This is a genomic window from Vibrio sp. 947 (assembly GCF_033339115.1).
Lineage (GTDB): Bacteria > Pseudomonadota > Gammaproteobacteria > Enterobacterales > Vibrionaceae > Vibrio > Vibrio alginolyticus.
Map to the genome: position 1 here is coordinate 555,517 of NZ_JAWOTX010000001.1, position 20,027 is coordinate 575,543.

Consider the following 20,027-nt stretch of genomic DNA (forward strand, 5'->3'; position numbering starts at 1 on the left):
CACCAATCTCTGCTCTACTTATCGTTAAGGCATATGTCGTTTCGAAAAGGCATTAGAAATATTTTTCCGAAATAGGGCGAAATATTGTTGTCGTTATGACCAATATGCGACTAGAATCCGCGCTAAATCACAACCTCATATCGAGCTTCGTTCGAGTCACTATTTTTAAACTGCTTCACAAAAATTGTGAGGCAGTTTTTAGTTGTAGGAAAGGTTACAAGCATGCCTAAAAGCCAAAACATCAACCAACGAATGTCCATCGTGGCATTAGCTTGGCCAATTCTTGTCGAAATTTTGCTACGGACGGCTTTAGGAACCAGTGACGTGTTCATGCTGAGTGGCTACTCAGACAAAGCCGTATCCGCTGTTGGTGTGATCACGCAGATTACCTTCTTTTTAATCATCGTTTCGACCTTTGTCAGTAGCGGTACGGGGATTTTGATTGCCCAATACAATGGCGCTGGGCGCGAGCAAGAGTCAGTGAGCGTTGGTGTAGCGAGTATTGCGTTGTCTGTGCTCGTCGGTGTGCTATTGAGTGTGATTGCCGTGCTTGGTGCGATATATCTACTCCCGTATTACGGCTTGGAAGCGCAAGTCGAGCAGTACGCTCATGAATATCTGCTGATAAGCGGTGCGATGACGTTTAACGTTACGATTGGCGTTGTTTTTACAACTATTCTGCGTAGTCATGGTTATTCACGTTCCCCAATGGTGGTGAATTTGATCTCGGGTGTGTTCAACATCATTGGTAACTATATTGCGCTTTACCAGCCATTCGGTTTACCTGTGTATGGTGTGCAAGGTGTAGCAATAGCAACCGTCGTCAGCCAAGTCATCGGTACGTTAATGTTATGGTTTATTCTCGCTCGCAGTAGCATTGAACTACCAATGTCGACCATGAAACAAGTGCCCGTAGAGATTTACAAAAAGATCTTAAAAATCGGCGGCATGAACGCGGGTGAAGTGCTGTCTTACAACGTGGCGCAAATCTGCATTGTGTATTTTGTGGTGCAAATGGGGACGGCATCGTTAGCGGCTTTCACTTATGCGCAAAACATTGCCCGTTTCTCGTTTGCTTTCGCGCTGGCAATTGGTCAGGCAGCGCAAATTCAGACCGGTTACTACATCGGTAAAGGTTGGGTGAGTAGCATTTTAAAACGCGTACAAATCTACTTCTTAGTGGGGTTTGTGGCATCAACGGCGGCAACCACACTGATTTACCTGTTTAGAGAAGAGATTCTAAGCGTGTTTACCGATCAACCGGAAATACTCGCATTGGCAAGTTCGTTAGTCATGGGCTCAATTTTGCTCGAAGCTGGACGTGTGTTTAACCTGATTTTTATCGCGGGGCTCAAAGGCGCGGGTGACATCAAGTTCCCAGTGCAAATGGGGATTTTGAGTATGTGGGGATTAGGCGTGCTTTTCTCTTACATCTTTGGCATCCACTTGGGTTATGGCGTTTTAGGGGCTTGGATGGCAATCGCACTCGATGAATGGGTACGTGGTATCATCATGGCAAGACGTTGGCGCTCTCAGGTGTGGACCAAGTTTAAGGTGAGCTAACGGTTTTCGGTATTGCGCATCACGCTTATTCTGTTGTTAGAAAACAAAAAAGGCACTGTTAGTCAGTGCCTTTTTGTTATTTAAAATCGGGAAGACGTTAGAATTCGCACTCAGCTTTGAACACCATGCGCTCTTTGCTGTATGGATGATCCAGCTCTAGCATCTCAGCATGCAGGTGCAAGCGATTCGCTTTTTCGCCGTATAAACCATCACCAACCATCGGCATGTTTAACCCCATGTGATGAGCACTGTGTACACGTAGTTGGTGAGTTCTCCCTGTTTTCGGATACATGTATACCTTGCTGCGTCCATCTTTGACTTCAATCAGTTGCCAGTAGGTTTCTGCATGTTTCCCGTGTTCAAAACACACCAGTTGACGTGGGCGGTCGTCGGGGTCACCACGCATTGGCAGTGAAATTTCCCCTTCAGGCTCGTTTAATACGCCTTCGAGCAGTGCCATATAACGTTTTTGTACGCCGCGAGCCATAAACTGTTTTTGCAGACTTTTGTTCGCGCGCTTGGTTAAGGCAAACACCAAAATGCCAGAGGTCGCCATGTCGAGGCGATGAATCACAAACGGCCCTTCCACATCAGGGAACATCGCTTGTAGGCGAGTATAAGCAGAGTCTTTGATGGTTTTACCCGGCACTGAAAGTAAGCCCGAGGGCTTGTTGACGACGACCATAGCGTCGTCTTGGTAGATTATCTCTAGCTCTTTGTCTTCTGCCCAATTCTCCGCCAATGGGTTAGGTTCGACATCCAGCCCTTGCATCATATGGCCCAAAATCGGCTGACATTTGCTGTTGCACGATGGGTAGAATTTTTTGTGTTGGCGAACTTCAGACTTTGGCGAAACACCCCACCAAAATTCTGCCAACGCCAGCGGTTTGAATTCGTGTTTAAACGCGTATTGGAGCAGTTTTGGCGCAGCACATTCCCCTGCACCTGCTGGTGGTATTGGGTTTGTGGTGTCCGTAAAAATGTCCACCAAGTCGCGTGCTTCGCCATGGCTGTTTAGGAAGCGGTATTGTTTATGCAGTTTGTGCTGTAAAGCGTTGGAGAGTGTCTTGCGCTGCTCTTTCAGGTGAGCAAGTTGCTGCTCTAACTCGGCCAATCGCGCTTCTTTGATTGCAAGCTTTTCATCCCACGCTTGCTTTAAGTATTTGAGAACGTTTTTCTCGGCGACACTTTGCTTACCCAACTCATTCAACAAGATTTTGAGATCATCGGCATTGAGCGTTTGCTCGCCCTGTTGGCGCTGTCGCTTGCGTGCGGCGCGGCCGTCAATCATCACTTGGCGCTGTGTTTGCTCTTCTTGCTGATAAGCGGCTCGGTCGGCTTGGATTTGCGCTTTAAGCTCCGCCAATTCCGGATTCGCGGCACAGGTTTTGTACTCCGCATTGGCGGCGTTGATGGCATCTGTCTCTGCGCGGAAGAAGCCTTCATCGGTCAGCATGTCGTACACAGGAGGGACAAATCCTGGAATCAAGTTTTGGTCGGCAATTTTGCCAGAAAACGCACTTAAAAAGCCGAGCTCGCCTTGAGGGCTTTCTACCAGCAATACGCCAAACATTTTGCCTCGCCCCGTTTCTTCATTAACCAAACCAAAATCGTGTTCGAAGTCGGTTTGCGCTAATAAGTGCTGCTGCAATTGCTTTGCGGCCATAACGCAAAGAGGATGCGGCGTGTAGTAGAACGGAAACGTAAACTGCGTTGGTAATTCATAGTCAGAAGTATCAGCAGTAAAACGAGTAAAACAATGTTCAGGCGAGTGCATGGTGGGTATCCGCGCGAGTAAAAAATCGAGCGAGGATTGTACCTGTTTGAGTCAGGATTGCCATGTCGGTGTTGGCACTCGCTCTTGGATTAAGAACAAGAGCGAGTGGGGAAGAGCTTATTGCAGTTTTTGTAATGCAAGCTTCCACTGTGCCGGTTTGTCGTAGTAGGTCGAGTGCGGCAAGGTCAAGTACTCGCCATTTACTTCTGCAATCAGGGTTGGATAACCACCAACGTGTAACTGGCGCATCAACTGTCGGCTAGAGCGAATTCTCTTGTTTAGCTCGGCTTCGCTTAACGTCATGTTTTGCTCCCACGTATCGCTGGCTAAACCTAGCGATTCTGCAATGGCTTTGAGCGTCGATGCTTCATTCACTTTTAACCCGAGCTGATAATGCGCGGATTGGATGGCCTTTAGCATGTGCCATGGATTCAGCCCCATTTTCTCCGCACTCAAGATCGCTTGTGTTGGTAGATAAGAATCAAGAACAAACGCATCTTCGCTTTTCACGCGTTGCAGATATGCTTCACCAAACGTTGCTCCGGTTTCGGTTGTGATACGAGCGTCACTGTTGATGATGTGCTGACGAAATTCAGATTCAATCGCGCGTTTCTCAATCATACCGCCGGGATGAAGCTCTACCTTAAATTGAGAGGTGTCCATCAAGGCTTCGATGAGTGGTGATGCCCCGTAGCACCAACCACACATGGGATCGAAGAAGTAATGCACGGTTACCATGACATTTCACCAGTATGCACTTTCGCACCGATTTCTAGCGCGATTGGCAATTGAGCTTCTGGGTATTTCGCTGACATGGTGTCAATGAGTTGAACGCTGTTATTGCTGTGTTTTTTCGCTTGCTGAAAATCCTGCAAATATTGTTGCGAGTAGTGAATGGTGTCTGCGTTCAGCTTTGTGCCTGCTTTCATGTGACCAGGGATGACCACTTGAGGTTTAAGCGCAAGCATCTCGCTAAGCTGTTGCTCCCAAGCATTGATAGCGGTTTGGTCAGCGGCATCGGCCATCCACAAATGTACGTTTGAGTACACGGCTACGTTACCTAGAATCGCTTTGTTATCTGGAATCCATAGGTAAGGGCGGTGTGCTGATGTGCCATGGTTACCACGAATTTCAATCTTATGACCTTCTAGCTCTAATGATGCTTTATCGTACGCGACAGGGATCACTGGTTTTACCGGTGCGTTTGCGCCCAGCTTTGGTCCCCAGTACGCCAGCTTTCCAGCCAATTTCTCTTTAATAATTTTTTGAACCGCAGGCGTTGCGATGATCTGCGCATCAGGGAACTGTTGGTGTAAGGCCTCTGCGCCAAAGTAGTAGTCTGGGTCCGCTTGGCTGATAAAAATGGTTTTAAGCGTTTTGCCTGAGTCCAACACTTTAGCGGCAATGCGCATCGCGTCAGCTTTGGTGAAGCCAGTGTCGATGACCATGGCGTCAGTCTCACCGTATACCAAGGTTGAGTTAACGTGGAAGCTGTTACCGTCGGCGTTGTAAACCTCAAGGGTAAGGGGAGAGTGGTTTGCCGCTAGGACAGGGCTTGCCATTAAAACGGATGCAGCAATCAAAGTGAATTTTTTCATAATAAGCTCCTAAAGAATTTGGGGCCAAGCGACGATGGCTTGGGAACGGGAGCTATATTAGGAAATTGATACGCTCGGAAAAATACACAATAATGTGCATCACTATTTCTTATTTCGAGCAAATGTATGGACAGAGTAACGGCAGCAAAAGTATTTGTGGATGTGGTGTATTCTGGCAGTTTTACCGCGACCGCAGAGCGGTTAGACATGTCTCGGCCAATGGTGACTCGTTATGTAGAGGCGATGGAGAACTGGCTGCAAACTCGTTTGTTGCACCGCACCACGCGCAAGGTGTCGCTCACCACCGCAGGGGAACGCAGCTTGCCTCAGATTGAGCGCTGGTTAAAACAGGCCGATACGTTGACGTCGAATATTGCCGTTGATGGTGAACTGTCCGGAAAAATCCGTCTCGCGTCTAGCACTTCATTTGGATTCTCACAGTTGATCCCAGCAGTAAACAGTTTTATGCAAAAGCACCCCAAAGTGCATATCGACATAGATCTGCAAGATTCAGTGAGTGATCTAACCGAGCAACGTATCGATCTGGCAATCCGAATTGCGTCAGATCCCGATCCTTCTTTGATTGGTAAGCCGATTGCGGTGTGTGAATCGGTGTTGGTGGCATCGCCGCAATACTTGCAAACTCACCACGCGATCACGCATCCCCGAGATTTATCTTCACACGACTGTTTGGGGTACAAAAACTTTGAGCGTCACGTGTGGCATTTGTCTCAGGGCGACCAGTTCGAATCGGTGGGAATTGAGTGTCGCCTAACCAGCAATGAGGCCACGGCGTTATTGCATGGCGCTTTGCAAGGCATGGGTATTTCGATGTTGCCAACCTATTTGAGCAATATCTATCTGCAATCGGGTCAGCTTGAGTCGGTGTTGCCGGATTGGAAGCCAAATGATCTCAACATTTACGCGCTGTATTCATCGCGCAAACACTTGTCTCCTGCGGTGAGAGCCTTCATCGATCACAGTGAAGATTACTTTAAACTGCACCCTTGGTAATTGCGAAAGGCGTCGTCATCCCGACTTGAGATTCATACAAGATCCTGTACCTTACATGGATATATTTTTCGCAGCGTCATTTAGAGTTTTAGTTAATGTCACAAGTTCGCATCAAATTTATTGCTTCCGATATGGATGGCACTTTGCTTGACCAATACGGTCGTTTGGATCCAGAGTTTTTCGACCTGTTTTTGCAACTGGAAGAGCAAGGCATTTTGTTCTCCGCTGCGTCTGGTCGTCAGTATTACAGTCTGCGAGACACGTTCGCGCCAATCAAAGATCGAGTGTTGTGTGTGGCCGAAAATGGCACCTTGGTGATGTACCAAGACAAAGAGCTCTACAGTTGCACAATTCCTAAAGCGGAAGTGGCGGAGATTGTGAAAGCGGCTCGTGAAATTGACGGAGCGAACATCGTATTGTGTGGCAAGCGCTCGGCGTACATCGAAACGCATGATCAGCAATCACTGGAAGAGTTTCAAAAGTACTACCATCGCTGTGAAACGGTGGCGGATTTGCTTGAGGTCGAAGATGAGTTCATCAAGGTAGCGATTTGTCACTTTGACGGTTCGGAAGAGCTCCTGTTCCCGACCATGAACGCGAAGTTTGGCGCAACGCATAAAGTTGTAGTGAGCGCAAAAATTTGGCTGGATGTGATGAATGCCGAGGCGTCTAAAGGCGCGGCCATTAAGCACCTTCAAGAGACGATGAATTTTACTCCGGCAGAAACCATGACGTTTGGTGATTACCTCAACGACCTCGAAATGCTGCAAGTCAGTGAGCATTCGTACGCGGTTGCCAACGCGCATGAAGAGATTAAGAAAATCGCTCGTTATTCTGCGCCAAGCAACCAAGAGGCTGGGGTACTCAAAGTGATTAAAGAGAAAGTGTTAGCGAAGTAACGCCCTCCTTTCGATGTTACTTTCTTCTTAACGTAAAAAGCCCCGCAGTGCATGCGGGGCTTTGTTTTTTTTGTGTGTGGTGGGAGGGGTAGTAGTGTTCCCGTTTTTTAGCGCACGTAGTTGGCAGTTGCGCTGACTAAAAAGTGCTGCAACTTTCCATCCGATTTTGGTACCCACAAGTCGTTGTGGTATTGGTAGATACGGCCATTGACGGTCACAGACAAGGTGTTATCACCCGTTTGTTCCATGCGAATAAACTGATCCGAAGTGACCAAAAACGGCTCTTGCTCTTCAATGCTCTGGCCCGTTGCCAATACGAAGTACCCGAATCGGTTACCAGCATCCGGATCGGTTGAGTAGATTCGATGTCCAACGAGGCTGTAGTCGTCGTTGAGTGCCTGCTCAAGCGTTTTTTGCCCGATGGTTTCGTGCGATGGGATAAATACCCAAGCCAACACACCTGCCGCAATGACTGCCAGTAGAAACAGTACTTGCATGAACTTTCTCATCATATATACCGTTTAACGTTGAAATTTCATTTTGTACATGCGCTTATCCGCTATGCTGATAAGAAAGTCAACATTGTCACTGTCTTTAGGGTATTGCGCTAAGCCCATGCTTGTTGAAAGTGTTGAGACTTTATCGGAGTTTAATATTTGTGCATCAAAGACGGTATTTATCTGCTCACGTACGTTCTCTTCATTGAGATGTTCACCTTCAAGGATAACCGCGAACTCATCTCCTCCCATGCGATAAACAGTAAAATCATTGAGTGCCATAGAATTAAGCCGCCTAGCGATTTCCCGCAGTACAGTGTCGCCAACTTGGTGTCCGTGTGTGTCGTTGACTTCTTTAAAACCATTTAAATCTAGAATCCAGAGAGAAAAGGGCCTTTTTTCTTGAGTAAATTTGTTTAGGGTTATGAATAGTGCATTGCGGTTCCCTAGGTTCGTCAAAGGGTCGCTTAGCGCCAATTTTCTATGGAAATGGGATTCACGATAAAAGAAATAAGTTAGAGAGATAATCGACAAAACGAACGTCGCAAACAACATATATTGTGCTTGCATTAAGCGCTGGGTTTGACCTTTTTGTGCTTCATAAGCTTTACTGCTTAGACGGAAGTTTTGATTAACGAAGTCTATTAAGCCTAAATATAGTGTTTGAGTTGAACGATAAAATGCAGCAGCAGCTTGGCTATCACCTGTTCTAGCTTCTACTAGTTGTTTTTCTAGCTCTTTGAACTCTTCAAAAAGGTTAATGAAGTAAAGGTGCATGTTGTTCCGAGAAAAGAACTTATTGGCTTTCGTGCTACTGGTCAATAAGTCAAAGCGGCTCCACGCTAACTCGTATTGAAGCTCTGCACCATCAATATTCAATACGTTTTCATCTAACCGTCTGGCCTCGCCGACAAGTTCTGATAGTTCTTTGGAGAGTTGGAATAAAAACCAAGTCGCTTGTTTTTGTTCGTTATTAAAATTTTGTGAGAGTGAACGTGTTTGCTGTAAAAGCACGACATTCGCGAGAAGCAAAGAAACGGCAAACACCACCAGCAGCATTTTGCTGGTGGTAGAATATTGCAATATTCTTTGTTTCTTAGAATAGGGTTCTGATAACTTCATTCTTATTATTTTTCTTTTATTTCATTTACTTGCCATACCATTTGCGCATGATATTTATTGTAGTTTAGCTCTGGATAGAGATTGAGTGGATATATCACCCAGAAAGGGCCTTTATTCCTGACTTTTATGTAATTCTGATCTTGTTGATAAGCCAGTATTGGTTGATATCGAAGAATATCTTGTCGGGACAATGTCGAGTGATAGTCGTTTAAGCTGCTGATATCAACCTGCTCTGGTACCTTTCCGTAGACGTGTGTAAGAAGCGTGCTGAGTTTAACGCCTAAAAACTCTGACGAAGCAGAAAGCCAAGGCAATGTCATCGTGTAGCTAGTGGTAGGTAAAGCTTGGATCTCTTCCAGTTCCAGTATGACACTAGGCTGCTGGCTACTACTAAATACGATCGTATTTGCAGACAAGAATGGCGCAACAAAAAACAGACCTAGCGCGACTATCTTTTTCATCATATGCCCTTTTGAGTTTTATTCTTTTTTCTTAGCTAGGACAAAGGTGCTAGCGGTAATTTATTTATAATTATAGAGCCAACCGGATGAGATTTTATAATACGTTATGTTTCAAAAATAACTGTCGGTTTACGTCACGTCAAGGTTATTAAGTTGCTTCTTAATTAAAAGCTCAGAGTATTGGGATGATGGTAGAGTTTCGTAATGATTTCGCGGTATTTAACTGGTTTTTAGTGCAACTTTGTTTCATTTTTAATAAAGATACTGTGTCGGAAATGAGAATTTAATAAGGCGAGAAATGGACGTCGAATTTGTTCTTAAGTTACATTATTTTACATATTTAAATCATCGATATTCAGATATGTATTTGTTAGTACGTAAAGAAAATAAAGTCACCTAGTTTTGGTGACTTTATTTTTTATTTCATGAGCTTACTTAAATTAACTATGCAAACAAATATTTTGCATGGAAGTTGAGGTGCTCTTCAATAAAGCTTGAGATGAAGTAATAGCTATGGTCATAGCCTGGTTGCATTCTCAAGGTTAGGTTTGAATCGTGTATTTTTGCCGCAGCAATCAGCGCTTCCGGTCTAAGCTGCTCATTTAAGAAGCCATCAGCATCACCTTGATCAACCAAAATTGGTAATGGTGATTGTTGTTGTTTTAGAAGTTCACTTGCATCGTATTGCTTCCAGCTTTCAAGCTCCTTGCCTAAGTAAGCAGTAAAGGCTTTTTGTCCCCAAGGGCATTGCATTGGGTTACTGATTGGACTGAACGCTGAAATAGAACGGTACTGTTCTGAATTTTTCAGACCAATGGTGAGCGCTCCGTGGCCGCCCATACTGTGACCGGAAATTGACTTCACGTCAGAGACTGGGAAGTTACTTTCGATGATCGCAGGCAACTCCTCAGTCACATAGTCGTACATACAGTAATGCAGTGACCAAGGTGCTTGCGTCGCATTAAGGTAAAAGCCAGCTCCTTTTCCTAGGTCATAGCTTTCGTCGTCAGCGATACCTTCGCCTCTCGGACTTGTGTCTGGTGCAATGATCGCAATGCCAAGCTCGGCCGCCATACGAAATGCGCCCGCTTTCTGCATAAAGTTCTCATCGGTACACGTTAAACCAGAGAGCCAGTATAGCGCGGGTACGGGATTTGATTTCGTGGCGTTAGGTGGCAAGAATATCGCGAAGCGCATGGTGCAGTTTAGGGCATTGGATTCGTGTGTATATTGCTTGTGCCAACCGCCAAACACTTTGGCTTGGCTTACATTTTCAATGGTCATGAATAAACTCTCTAATTAGCAGAAGGAATTCAGGCTCCCCAAAAGGAGAGCCTGAGGCAGCATTATTGATCCATATGGATAACTGTTCGGATGCTCTTACCTTCATGCATCAGATCAAACGCTTTGTTGACGTCTGCTAATCCCATTGTGTGGGTAATGAACTCCTGTAAGCCGAATTCACCAGCCATGTAACGGTTTACGATTTCTGGAAGCTCAGAGCGACCTTTAACGCCACCGAAAGCGCTGCCACGCCATACACGACCAGTTACCAGTTGGAATGGACGAGTTGAGATCTCTTGACCTGCACCAGCAACACCAATGATGACTGACTCACCCCAACCTTTGTGACAGCACTCAAGTGCTTGGCGCATCACGTTTACGTTACCGATACATTCGAATGAGTAGTCAACACCACCGTCTGTCATTTCAACAATCACTTCTTGAATTGGCTTGTCGAATTTTTGTGGGTTGATTACGTCAGTTGCACCAAGTTGTTTCGCTAGGTCGAATTTGCTTTCGTTGATGTCTACACCGATGATGCGGCTGGCACCAGCCATGCGAGCACCGATGATTGCAGAAAGACCGATACCGCCGAGACCAAAGATTGCCACTGTGTCGCCTTTTTCAACTTTAGCTGTGTTTAATACCGCACCCATACCAGTGGTTACGCCACAACCTAGAAGACAAACTTCTTCAAGTGGTGCTTCTTTGTTTACTTTCGCTAGTGAGATTTCTGGAAGAACCGTGTACTCAGAGAAAGTAGAACAACCCATGTAGTGGAAGATAGTTTCGCCGTTGATAGAGAATCGGCTTGTGCCATCTGGCATTAGGCCTTTACCTTGCGTTTCACGAACGGCCTGACATAGGTTCGTTTTGCCAGATTTACAGAACTTACACTCACCACATTCAGCAGTGTAAAGTGGGATAACGTGGTCGCCAACTTCAACGCTTGTTACGCCTTCGCCAACCATTTCAACGATACCGCCACCTTCGTGACCAAGGATTGAAGGGAAGATACCTTCTGGATCGTCACCTGATAGTGTGAATGCGTCAGTGTGACAAACACCAGTTGCTACGATGCGTACTAGCACTTCGCCGGCTTTTGGAAGTTGTACATCAACTTCTTCCATTTTAAGCGGCTCACCTGCAGCCCAAGCGACCATTGCTTTTGATTTTATGTGAGTTTGACCAGGTTTGATTTCAAGCGACATTGGATGTTTCCTTTATATTTTCAGTATATGGAGTGACGTAATAAGCGTAGTTAAGGTTTGCTTACCGCGCTTCGTCGTTTTGTTGGTGCTCATTTTAGGTGTTTCAGTAAAAATGATAATCCGTCCATTTTGAAAATGATTTTTACATATGCGTAATAATGATAAGGTGAGCGTGTAAAAAGAGTGCGATGCCTCCTTAAAGCGGAAGGGAAATGGAAAAGGTGATTGACCTGAAGTTAGATAGAGGGGCTAAAGTAGAAAACTGTCAAACCATCAGCTAAGTAAGAGTGATTATGAATAAGACGGATCTGAGTGCCTATTTAACCAAGCTAGGCTTGCCTAGTGAATTGCCCGCCGATTTGGAGTCATTGCACAGAATTCACGTGGCGCAGCATCGTTGCCTGCCGTTTGAGAATTTTGACATCGCATTGCAGCGAGGCGTCTCTGTTGAGATTGAAGATATTATTCAAAAAACCGTGTACCACTCTCGCGGTGGTTACTGCTTTGAATTAAATGGTTTAATGCTTGATGTGCTCAACACTCTTGGGTTTGAAGCGCGAAGTTTGCTAGGGCGTGTACATGTGTCTGGTACACCAACAGGTCGTAGTCATCAAATCACGTTAGTGACGTTAGAGGAACAAACATGGATTGTCGATGTGGGTTTTGGCTCCAATACCCCTCGAGCGCCATTGCCATTTATCCTTGACCAAGTGATTCAGACGGATTTACAAACCTTCCGTTTTGTCAAAGATGCTCAGTTTGGTTATTTCCTCCAAGTGCTTTCAACCGATGGAACGGACACGTGGAACAATCTATACAGCTTTGACCTAGAGTTTGTGTTTGCTGGTGACATTGCATGTAGCAACTTCTTTACCTCGACTTCGCCTAATTCACGTTTTACTAGCGCAAGAGTCGCTGCTAGAGCGACAGAAAGTGGGTTGGTGACGCTGCTTAACTACACACTCAGATGCACCAATCATGAAGCGCTAACAGAAATAGAGCTAGAGCCAGGTCAAACCTACCTGGATGCGTTGAAAGAATATTTTGGCATTGAGCTTGATGCGCAATACGACGATCTTCGTCCGTTACCTGACGCGTAAAGTTTTCCAGTTTTCAAAGCGTAGCGCGACGAGAACAATGTAATCACTATTTGTCTAGAAGAGGTCGACAGGAATACAGCATGGCGAATTGGGAAGGAGTCAGCGAGTTTGTTGCCGTAGCGGAAACTAACAGCTTTACAGCTGCCGCGGCTAAACTGAAAACGTCAGTGGCACAAATCAGTCGCCGCGTATCGGCACTTGAAGAGCGTCTTGCGGTTAAGTTACTGCATCGCACGACGCGAAAAGTTTCTCTGTCTGAAGCTGGACAGCTTTATTATCAGCAGTGCAAACACTTGGTCGAAGGGCTAGAACTAGCTGAGCTTGCTGTAACGCAAATGCAAACCGAACCGCGAGGTTTGCTGCGTGTGACAGCGCCTGTGACCTATGGGGAAATGAACCTCGCACCGCTCTTGCATCAGTTTTTGGAGAAGTACCCGCGTGTGGATCTCGATTTAGTTCTGACCAATCAAAAACTGGATTTGATAGAGCAAGGGGTAGACGTGGCGATTCGTCTTGGCCGCCTGCAAGATTCCAGCATGATCGCAAAGCGTCTTTCGTCGCGTCAAAATTACGTGTGTGCTAGCCCTATGTATTTGGAGCGATTTGGCGAGCCTCACACATTATCCGAACTGGCTCGACATCAGTGCCTAGTTGGTTCGGTCGATTATTGGCATTTTAAGGAAAATAAACGCGATAAGTCTTTGCGCGTATCGGGGAGAATTAAATGCAATAGTGGTTTTGCGCTAATGGGCGCCGCCAAACGTGGTTTGGGTTTAGTGCAGTTGCCGGACTATTACGTTCAAGAAGCTCTAGATAACGGTGAGCTAGTCGAGGTGCTGACCGATTACCGAGACGACCGTGAAGGCATTTGGGCACTGTATCCACAAAGCCGAAATTTATCGCCCAAAGTGAGGTTGTTGATCGACTTTTTAGCGCAGGAACTAGCGGATTAGAGTTTTCATGAACTTTAATACAACTGAAGTTGCTAAAACGCCCGGTGATGCCGGGCGTTTTTATTAGGATGAGAGCTGGAATCGAAAAGACATGAATCACTATTGGTTGGATTCCGCGTCTTCACGTTTAATCACTTTGTGCCCATCTTCAGACACGCCTTGCTTCCAATAGCTGCTGATGTAGATATTCTCGCGATCGACTTCTTTTTCGTTGCGGAAATATTGGCGCAGCGCACGCATTGAATCGAACTCACACGCACACCATACCGAAGCGTTACCATCTAACCACTCGAGTTCGCGAACGCTATCAGCCAAGGTTTGCTGTTCGGTTAGCCAAATCAACTCCATATCGGCTGGCGTGTTTAGGGGTTGAATGTCGGCTGGAGACATCACGCTGATCACAGCGTAGCCTTTGGCCTCTTCTGGCAGCGTACGAATTTTCGCAGAAAGTGCTGGAAGTGCTGTCATATCGGCAGCCATGAAGAACCAATCCGCCTCAGTATTTAAGTTGGAGATGCTACCTGGCCCAACAATGCTGATCGTGTCGCCTTTTTGCGCGGCCATTGCCCAACGCGCTGCAAATCCGCATTGCAGATCTTGCGTTACGTGTCGGACGAAATCCACTTCGATTGAACTGGTTTCTGGATGAAAGCGTCGAATAGTGTAGGTGCGCATGATTGGTCGGTCGTCTTCTGACAGGATGCTCAGATCCGCGCCGCCCATATCGTTAAACAGTAATTTGATGTAACTGCCTTCGCAGTCACGAGGAAAGTGGCTCAGCGCCTCACCTTGCAAGGTAATGCGCTGCATGTTTGGAGTGATGGTTTCTGTGTCTGTGACAACAAGCGTTTTAGGTTGAGGCTTCTTTTTCATTGTTACTTTACTCGATAATTATTCTCTTTCTCATTTAAAGATTATCAAGTTCCCTAACAAGAGGGTAGCGTCTTTAAACAAATTTACACTGTGAATTAACGCCAAAGCCTCAAGAAAAATATTACCTCTATCCTTTCTCTAACCACGTAAAGTGAGTCGTTTTTTAACCATAAATGGACTTATATCATTGGAATCGTAGACAAAAGCAACAGCGCAGCCATACTGTAGTTGAACCCCTTAACGCGTTTATCGGTGGTCAACCAACGCTGCAATTGCATACCTGCCGCCGTCCAAAATGTCACCGATGGCAAGTTAGCTAAACAGAAGATACCGGCGATAAAAGTCAGTTCGAGCCAAGAACCGCCACTGGTGTATACCGTAATGGCCGTCAACGCCATCGACCAACCTTTTGGGTTCACCCATTGGAATGCAACAGCCCCTAAAAAAGACATCGGGCGAAAATCGTGTTTTGCTTCTGTTTTGTCGCTGGTGGCGATTTTGTACGTCAAGTACAGCAAATAACTCAAGCTCAATACTTTTAAAATCGAGTGGGTTAGCGGGTAGGCATGGAACAGGCTCATCAAGCCAATACCCACCAAAATTAGCATGGCACCAAAGCCGAAGGTAATGCCCAACATGTGTGGGATAGTGTGTTTAAAGCCGACATTTGCCCCTGAGGTCATCAACATAATGTTATTGGGACCCGGCGTAAAAGTGGAGACAAAAGCGAACAACGCCAAAGCGCCCAGTTGATGATATTCCATAGATTGTTCCTTGAATCAGTTCTCGATAAGTTGAGAACAACTATAAGTAGAACTGAGGTCAATATTGTGCTTTTATTTGATGATTAGAAACTAAATAAGCAATGAAACATCATCATGGATAGATTTGACGAAAGAATATTGCAAGTGCTCAAACGAGACGGAAGAATCTCCAATGTGGAGCTGTCGGAACGCGTTGGTTTATCTCCGTCTGCAACCTTACGCCGAGTGCAAGATTTAGAGCGTAAAGGCGTGATCAAAGGCTACCGAGCGGTACTGGATAATCAGCAACTTGGCGTGGGTTTTGTCGCTTATGTGTCGATTGGTTTGGCCTCGCACTCTAAGCAGGCGCAGTTGGGTTTCGAAGAGCATGTGCGTTTTGTAAACGAGGTGGTGGAATGTCACAACATCACTGGTGCGAACGAGTACTTGCTGCGTGTGGAAACGCAAGATCTCGCCGCTTATAAAGCGTTTCACGCTGATGTGTTGGGTGAGTGCGAACACGTCAAGTCGATCACAACGATGGTGGTGATGGACACACCAAAAGACGAGCGATAGCCAAACGAGGGTGACAGTTTTTGTGGCACATGAATTTGAAGTGACTCGAAAGAGTCAGTCGAGTATGAGAATGGTTCACAACAAATGCTGGAAAGCAGATGGCACTCTTACAATTTCCATATTTATTCTCACCTTCTAAATAATCCCATCCTGCTAGTTTTGCTTAAACCGCTTGTGTTTCAGAGCGGCGAGTCAGCAAAATTAAGGATGAACGATGAAATCACATGTAACACTTCCTCTTTTGAGCTTAAGCGCTGTTGCCGCATTGAGCTCATTTAACGTCAACGCCCACGGCTGGGTAGAGTTTCCAAGTGCTCGTCAAAATACGTGTTATTTAGACGGTGGCTTTTGGACCAACGAGATCCCTAACCAAGCGTGTAAAGCGGCTTTTGATGAATCTGGCGCGTATCCGTTTGTGCAGCGTAGCGAAATTGCAGCAAACGTACCAAATTACCGAGATATGGAGCATGTGAAAGCCGTGGTTCGCGACGGTGAGCTATGTTCTGCTGGCGATACAGCTAAGAAAGGCTTGAACATTCCTTCTCCAAACTGGCAGCGCACCAATGTTACGCCAGATGCAAATAACCAGATTGAATTGGTGTTTTACGGCAAAGCGCCGCACAACCCATCGTACTGGGAATTCTATCTCACCAAGCCAACTTATGATGATTCAAAACCTCTTACTTGGAGTGATTTAGAGCTGATCGACACCGCAGGTGATGTGTATGTTGATGCGGAAAAACGCTACCGTATTCAGGTGACTTTCCCTGCTGATCGTTCGGGCGATGCGGTACTTTACACTCGTTGGCAGCGTATTGATGTCGCTGGGGAAGGTTTCTACAACTGTAGTGACATTACGTTAAACGGAACAGGCACGACGCCACCGACTGACCCTGTTGATCCAACCGAACCGGGCAATAATCTGACATCTCTAGGCTACTTTGTTCAGCAAGGTTTCGGACCAGTAGAAGCGGGTGACACCATCCGTTTTCGTACGTTTAATGCGACGGGGAATGAAATTGTCGATATTTCACTACCAATCAGCACAAACAATACGGCTACTTGGGCGGCAGAAATAGCAGATCAATTTAACGCGCAGCAAACGGGCGATTGGTATGTGGGCATTTGGCATCAAGAGATGAATCACTACATGTTCGATAGTAAGAACGTGAATGCAAACCAAGTATTAGCGCCAAGTGCAGACTTCAGTTATGCGTTGTCACTGATCAAAGCGGATGTACCGCCACCAGTTGAACCAACCAACTTGTGGGACAAGACGGCCGTTTACAACCAAGGTGATGTGGTGACGCACAACGGCAAAGAATGGACTGCCCAGTGGTGGACGTCTGGTGAGGAACCAGGCACAACGGGTCAATGGGGTGTATGGCGTTAAGCCAGTTATTTGGGCCCTGATCAATAAAACCCTTCTTATGTGAGAAGGGTTTGTTTTTTCAGTCTAAAACGATCACTTTGGTTGAGTGGTTGTCTTGAAAATCAGAGCACATATCGTTATTCGCTTGCTCTCCACTCGCTCCAGTTGAGCATCGCGTAGTCTGCCAGTTTTAGCATCGGAATGTCTTCGTGTGTATCACCGTAGGCATAAACAGACGCAAATTCGTCGAGCGAAAACGCCGCTTTCACGCGTGAGACTTTTCTTTCTAAACTGCAATCACCTTGCTGGTAAAAGCCACTCAGTTTTGGCTGTTCTGAGATCAGTTCACTGCACAGCAAGTGGTAACCGTTCGCCTCACACCAAGGCTTGAGATACGCATTGAGTGATGCCGACACCACTACGATGGTATCGCCTCGGTGTTGATGCCAAGCCAGCCTGTCCATCGCTTCTGGCCGTAAGTACAGCGGGATCACTTCATGGGCAAACTGAGTGCCAATCGCTTCAATTTTCTGCGTTTCTTTCCCTGAAAATGCAATAAAACTGCTGAGAGGGCGCATAACACGAGCGGGTAACACTCCGAGTTTGTACAGCGCATAAAATGGCATGATAGCGACCTTTCCTACTCGTTTGCGCAGGCCATAAGCAGAATAGTGGAGGAAAAGGCTAAACATATCCTCTCGGGTGATGGTGCCATCAAAATCAAACAGTGCCAGTGACGGCTTAGTAGTATCGAGCAAACTCAGCGCCTATTTTTGGGTTTAAGATCGTTTTGTGTTTATTGATAAAACACCGCCAACCAGATGGTTTCTTGCGTTGGGTCAGTCCAGCTCACTTTGTGTTTGGTATGAGCTGGAATCGTAACGTGATCGCCTGCCTCAAGTCGTTGCACTACACCTGATTCAAAAGTCAGCTCTCCAGCTCCTTTAAGAACCAAGACCCATTCATGTTCTTCTTGATCGTACCAGCCACTTTCGGGCGAGGTTTGCCCCGTTGAGACAATGCGTTCTATACGCAGGTTTTTGTGGGTCAGCAGGTCTTCGAACACTTCCTCGTCGAGGTTATTCGGTAAGTCTTTAAACAGGTTCATGGCCTTTCCTTAGAGAATGATCAGTCCAAAAGGCGCAAGCAATTGCTCTTGTTGCCAATCACAAATTTTAACACCAAACAGAGAAACGCGGCGAACATCCAGCCCGTCTAGTTCGACATGAGTCAGATCACATTGCTCAACGTTAAAGGTTCCCCATTGTTCTGGCGAGAATTCGCAGCGAGATAAATCCGAGCCTTTGAGAGTTGCCCCTGCGAGGTTCGCACCGTTCCAACGGTTTTCAAAGAGGTCACATTTTTCTAGTAACACTCGTTCGAAGTTACAGTAGGTGAGGTTGCAGCCAGTAATAAAAGCAGAACAGAAAAACATGGTGTTACTGACGCGATTAGCAAAGTTCGCACCTTGGAAGTTTGCCCCTTTGAGATCGCACTTACGTAGCTCCAAGCCCATACAATTTGCGCCGTTAAACAGGCTCATCGCCAACATGCAGTTCGTAAAGCTAGCGTCTTTTAAGTTCGCGAAGCGAAAACTACACCCTTCTAGCGCTTTGGATTCGATAAAGCGACAGTCGATGAACTTAGCATCGCGCAGATCGGCATGGTCGAAACAGCACATATAAAAGTGGCAGTTTTTAAAGGTAGCATTCTGAAAATCGTGATGAGAAAAGTTTTCTCGTTCAAAAATGAGATCGGTTTTTAACATGTCTTCTCCTTAGCTGCGAGCAGACTAGCACTCCAAGTGACTGATTTTCCAGAAAAATAACTTCTTGTATTTCAGTGCTTTACAAACCCCTCAAATCGCGATTTTAAGGGGGCAAACGAGCGTTTTAAGTGGGTTGTTTTTTGAAAATAGAAGACGTAGAGGACGAAAAAAGTTTTTGCTGGCTACGAGCCTTAACGAGAGGATTCGCATTTATGGGTATGCATGGCAACTCACACGCACAGTTTGCATTACAGAATTGTATCCTATTTGCATAATTTGTTGATCAATATGGCGTTTCTCCATACAAAAAACCTATATTTTTCACAAATTGATTTCCATCAAAATAGTAGGGTTTCTATGTGCTAGATTGCGCACAGCTCAAAAAGATATAGATACCCGTGTGCTTCAAGGCGCTGAGTTTACTTGAAATCTCAGATCAGTTAGCAGGCACCCCTTTGGGTACGACATAACGAAGCCCTACGAAAGGAAATAAAAATGAAAAAAACAATCTGCAGTCTAGCAGTGGTTGCTGCACTCGTGTCACCAAGTGTTTTCGCTCATAAACAAGGTGACTTCGTTCTTCGTGTTGGTGCGGCGTCTGTCGTTCCAAATGACAGCAGTGATAAGATTCTTGGTTCTCAAGAAGAGTTAGAAGTTGACTCAAATACGCAGCTTGGTTTGACGTTTGGCTACATGTTCACAGACAACATCAGTTTAGAGCTTCTAGCAGCAACACCATTCAGCCATGACATTTCGACAGATTTGGTTGGTAGTGATATCGCGAAAACCAAACATTTACCACCAACGCTAATGGTGCAGTACTATTTTGGCGAGTCTCAAAGTAAGTTCCGTCCATACGTTGGTGCAGGTCTGAACTACACCATATTCTTTGATGAAGATTTCAATAGTACGGGTAAAGGCGCTGACCTGTCAGATTTGAAATTAGATGATTCATTCGGTCTAGCAGCGAATATTGGTGTGGATTACATGATCAACGATCAATGGTTCCTCAACGCCGCTGCGTGGTACGCAAACATTGAGACAGAAGCAACTTATAAAGCAGGTGGAGTGAAGCAAAAAACCGACGTCAAAATTAACCCTTGGGTATTTATGATCAGCGGCGGTTACAAGTTCTAAGAAAAACCAGTAGTTACACGCACATTACTATTATTGGCATGACTTTGGGGGTGGTTACGGGGACTGCCCCTCTTTTTTA

21 protein-coding genes are annotated in these 20,027 nt (G+C 45.8%); 8 read left to right on the forward strand and 13 right to left on the reverse strand.

Annotated elements, in window-relative coordinates; translation table 11 throughout:
- Positions 1–222 precede the first annotated feature (222 nt).
- Positions 223–1,563 carry an MATE family efflux transporter gene (locus R7Q39_RS02430; protein WP_258487762.1) on the forward strand — a complete coding sequence of 447 codons (1,341 nt, stop codon included), beginning with the start codon at positions 223–225 and terminating at the stop codon, positions 1,561–1,563.
- 97 nt (positions 1,564–1,660) lie between these two features.
- Here R7Q39_RS02430 and R7Q39_RS02435 read toward each other — a convergent pair whose 3' ends face one another.
- From R7Q39_RS02435 to R7Q39_RS02445, 3 genes are all read right to left on the reverse strand, one after another.
- On the reverse strand, positions 1,661–3,340 hold the full coding sequence (locus R7Q39_RS02435; protein WP_025628835.1) for an RluA family pseudouridine synthase: 1,680 nt from the start codon (positions 3,338–3,340) through the stop codon (positions 1,661–1,663).
- Between the two features lie 117 nt (positions 3,341–3,457).
- The gene (locus tag R7Q39_RS02440) at positions 3,458–4,078 is read right to left on the reverse strand and encodes a DsbA family protein (RefSeq protein ID WP_229602079.1); all 621 of its coding nucleotides are present in this window, start codon (positions 4,076–4,078) and stop codon (positions 3,458–3,460) included.
- The gene (locus R7Q39_RS02445) at positions 4,072–4,938 is read right to left on the reverse strand and encodes an MBL fold metallo-hydrolase (RefSeq protein ID WP_025545336.1); all 867 of its coding nucleotides are present in this window, start codon (positions 4,936–4,938) and stop codon (positions 4,072–4,074) included. The genes R7Q39_RS02440 and R7Q39_RS02445 overlap by 7 nt, the downstream gene beginning before the upstream one ends.
- Positions 4,939–5,064: 126 nt before the next feature.
- Here R7Q39_RS02445 and R7Q39_RS02450 point away from each other — a divergent pair, with 126 nt between their 5' ends.
- A complete protein-coding gene (locus R7Q39_RS02450; protein WP_025553238.1) occupies positions 5,065–5,952 on the forward strand; it encodes a LysR family transcriptional regulator in 888 nt (295 codons plus the stop codon).
- Positions 5,953–6,047: 95 nt separating this feature from the next.
- On the forward strand, positions 6,048–6,851 hold the full coding sequence (locus R7Q39_RS02455) for an HAD family hydrolase (RefSeq protein WP_318075730.1): 804 nt from the start codon (positions 6,048–6,050) through the stop codon (positions 6,849–6,851).
- A 107-nt stretch (positions 6,852–6,958) separates the two neighbouring features.
- Here the strand turns inward: R7Q39_RS02455 and R7Q39_RS02460 are convergent, their stop codons facing one another.
- From R7Q39_RS02460 to R7Q39_RS02480, 5 genes are all read right to left on the reverse strand, one after another.
- Complete coding sequence (locus R7Q39_RS02460; protein ID WP_318075731.1) at positions 6,959–7,348, reverse strand: hypothetical protein; 390 nt, start codon at positions 7,346–7,348, stop codon at positions 6,959–6,961.
- A gap of 24 nt (positions 7,349–7,372) precedes the next feature.
- A complete protein-coding gene (locus R7Q39_RS02465) occupies positions 7,373–8,470 on the reverse strand; it encodes a GGDEF domain-containing protein (protein ID WP_005383270.1) in 1,098 nt (365 codons plus the stop codon).
- Positions 8,471–8,475: 5 nt separating this feature from the next.
- Positions 8,476–8,931, reverse strand: coding sequence for an oxidoreductase (locus R7Q39_RS02470; RefSeq protein WP_318075740.1), 456 nt, complete (start codon positions 8,929–8,931; stop codon positions 8,476–8,478).
- A 444-nt stretch (positions 8,932–9,375) separates the two neighbouring features.
- Positions 9,376–10,215, reverse strand: coding sequence for an S-formylglutathione hydrolase (gene fghA, locus R7Q39_RS02475; RefSeq protein ID WP_005374382.1), 840 nt, complete (start codon positions 10,213–10,215; stop codon positions 9,376–9,378).
- A gap of 62 nt (positions 10,216–10,277) precedes the next feature.
- Complete coding sequence (locus R7Q39_RS02480) at positions 10,278–11,426, reverse strand: S-(hydroxymethyl)glutathione dehydrogenase/class III alcohol dehydrogenase (protein ID WP_017633834.1); 1,149 nt, start codon at positions 11,424–11,426, stop codon at positions 10,278–10,280.
- A gap of 293 nt (positions 11,427–11,719) precedes the next feature.
- Between R7Q39_RS02480 and R7Q39_RS02485 the strand changes: the two genes are divergently transcribed.
- Positions 11,720–12,526 (forward strand): arylamine N-acetyltransferase family protein, encoded by an 807-nt coding sequence (locus tag R7Q39_RS02485; RefSeq protein ID WP_054576499.1) that lies wholly within the window; start codon positions 11,720–11,722, stop codon positions 12,524–12,526.
- A gap of 80 nt (positions 12,527–12,606) precedes the next feature.
- A complete protein-coding gene (locus tag R7Q39_RS02490) occupies positions 12,607–13,479 on the forward strand; it encodes a LysR family transcriptional regulator (protein WP_017633836.1) in 873 nt (290 codons plus the stop codon).
- A gap of 99 nt (positions 13,480–13,578) precedes the next feature.
- Here the strand turns inward: R7Q39_RS02490 and R7Q39_RS02495 are convergent, their stop codons facing one another.
- Together R7Q39_RS02495 and R7Q39_RS02500 are read right to left on the reverse strand one after the other, a co-directional pair.
- Entirely contained in the window at positions 13,579–14,352 is a 774-nt protein-coding gene (locus R7Q39_RS02495) for a siderophore-interacting protein (protein ID WP_033907208.1), read from the reverse strand.
- Positions 14,353–14,531: 179 nt separating this feature from the next.
- On the reverse strand, positions 14,532–15,116 hold the full coding sequence (locus R7Q39_RS02500; protein ID WP_318075732.1) for a LysE family translocator: 585 nt from the start codon (positions 15,114–15,116) through the stop codon (positions 14,532–14,534).
- Between the two features lie 114 nt (positions 15,117–15,230).
- On the opposite strand from R7Q39_RS02500, the gene R7Q39_RS02505 reads away from it, so the two are divergent.
- Both R7Q39_RS02505 and R7Q39_RS02510 read left to right on the forward strand, forming a co-directional pair.
- Positions 15,231–15,671 carry an Lrp/AsnC family transcriptional regulator gene (locus tag R7Q39_RS02505; protein WP_005482841.1) on the forward strand — a complete coding sequence of 147 codons (441 nt, stop codon included), beginning with the start codon at positions 15,231–15,233 and terminating at the stop codon, positions 15,669–15,671.
- 214 nt (positions 15,672–15,885) lie between these two features.
- Positions 15,886–17,064 carry a lytic polysaccharide monooxygenase gene (locus R7Q39_RS02510; protein WP_047102501.1) on the forward strand — a complete coding sequence of 393 codons (1,179 nt, stop codon included), beginning with the start codon at positions 15,886–15,888 and terminating at the stop codon, positions 17,062–17,064.
- A gap of 116 nt (positions 17,065–17,180) precedes the next feature.
- Here the strand turns inward: R7Q39_RS02510 and R7Q39_RS02515 are convergent, their stop codons facing one another.
- From R7Q39_RS02515 to R7Q39_RS02525, 3 genes are read right to left on the reverse strand one after another with little or no spacing between them, the layout of a single operon-like run.
- On the reverse strand, positions 17,181–17,801 hold the full coding sequence (locus tag R7Q39_RS02515) for an HAD-IB family hydrolase (protein ID WP_154204125.1): 621 nt from the start codon (positions 17,799–17,801) through the stop codon (positions 17,181–17,183).
- A 38-nt stretch (positions 17,802–17,839) separates the two neighbouring features.
- Complete coding sequence (locus R7Q39_RS02520) at positions 17,840–18,151, reverse strand: cupin domain-containing protein (RefSeq protein ID WP_005383281.1); 312 nt, start codon at positions 18,149–18,151, stop codon at positions 17,840–17,842.
- Between the two features lie 9 nt (positions 18,152–18,160).
- On the reverse strand, positions 18,161–18,811 hold the full coding sequence (locus R7Q39_RS02525; RefSeq protein WP_005374358.1) for a Qnr family pentapeptide repeat protein: 651 nt from the start codon (positions 18,809–18,811) through the stop codon (positions 18,161–18,163).
- 495 nt (positions 18,812–19,306) lie between these two features.
- On the opposite strand from R7Q39_RS02525, the gene ompW reads away from it, so the two are divergent.
- Positions 19,307–19,948, forward strand: a complete 642-nt coding sequence (ompW, locus tag R7Q39_RS02530) for an outer membrane protein OmpW (RefSeq protein ID WP_017634373.1) — start codon at positions 19,307–19,309, stop codon at positions 19,946–19,948.
- The last annotated feature ends 79 nt before the right edge of the window (positions 19,949–20,027 follow it).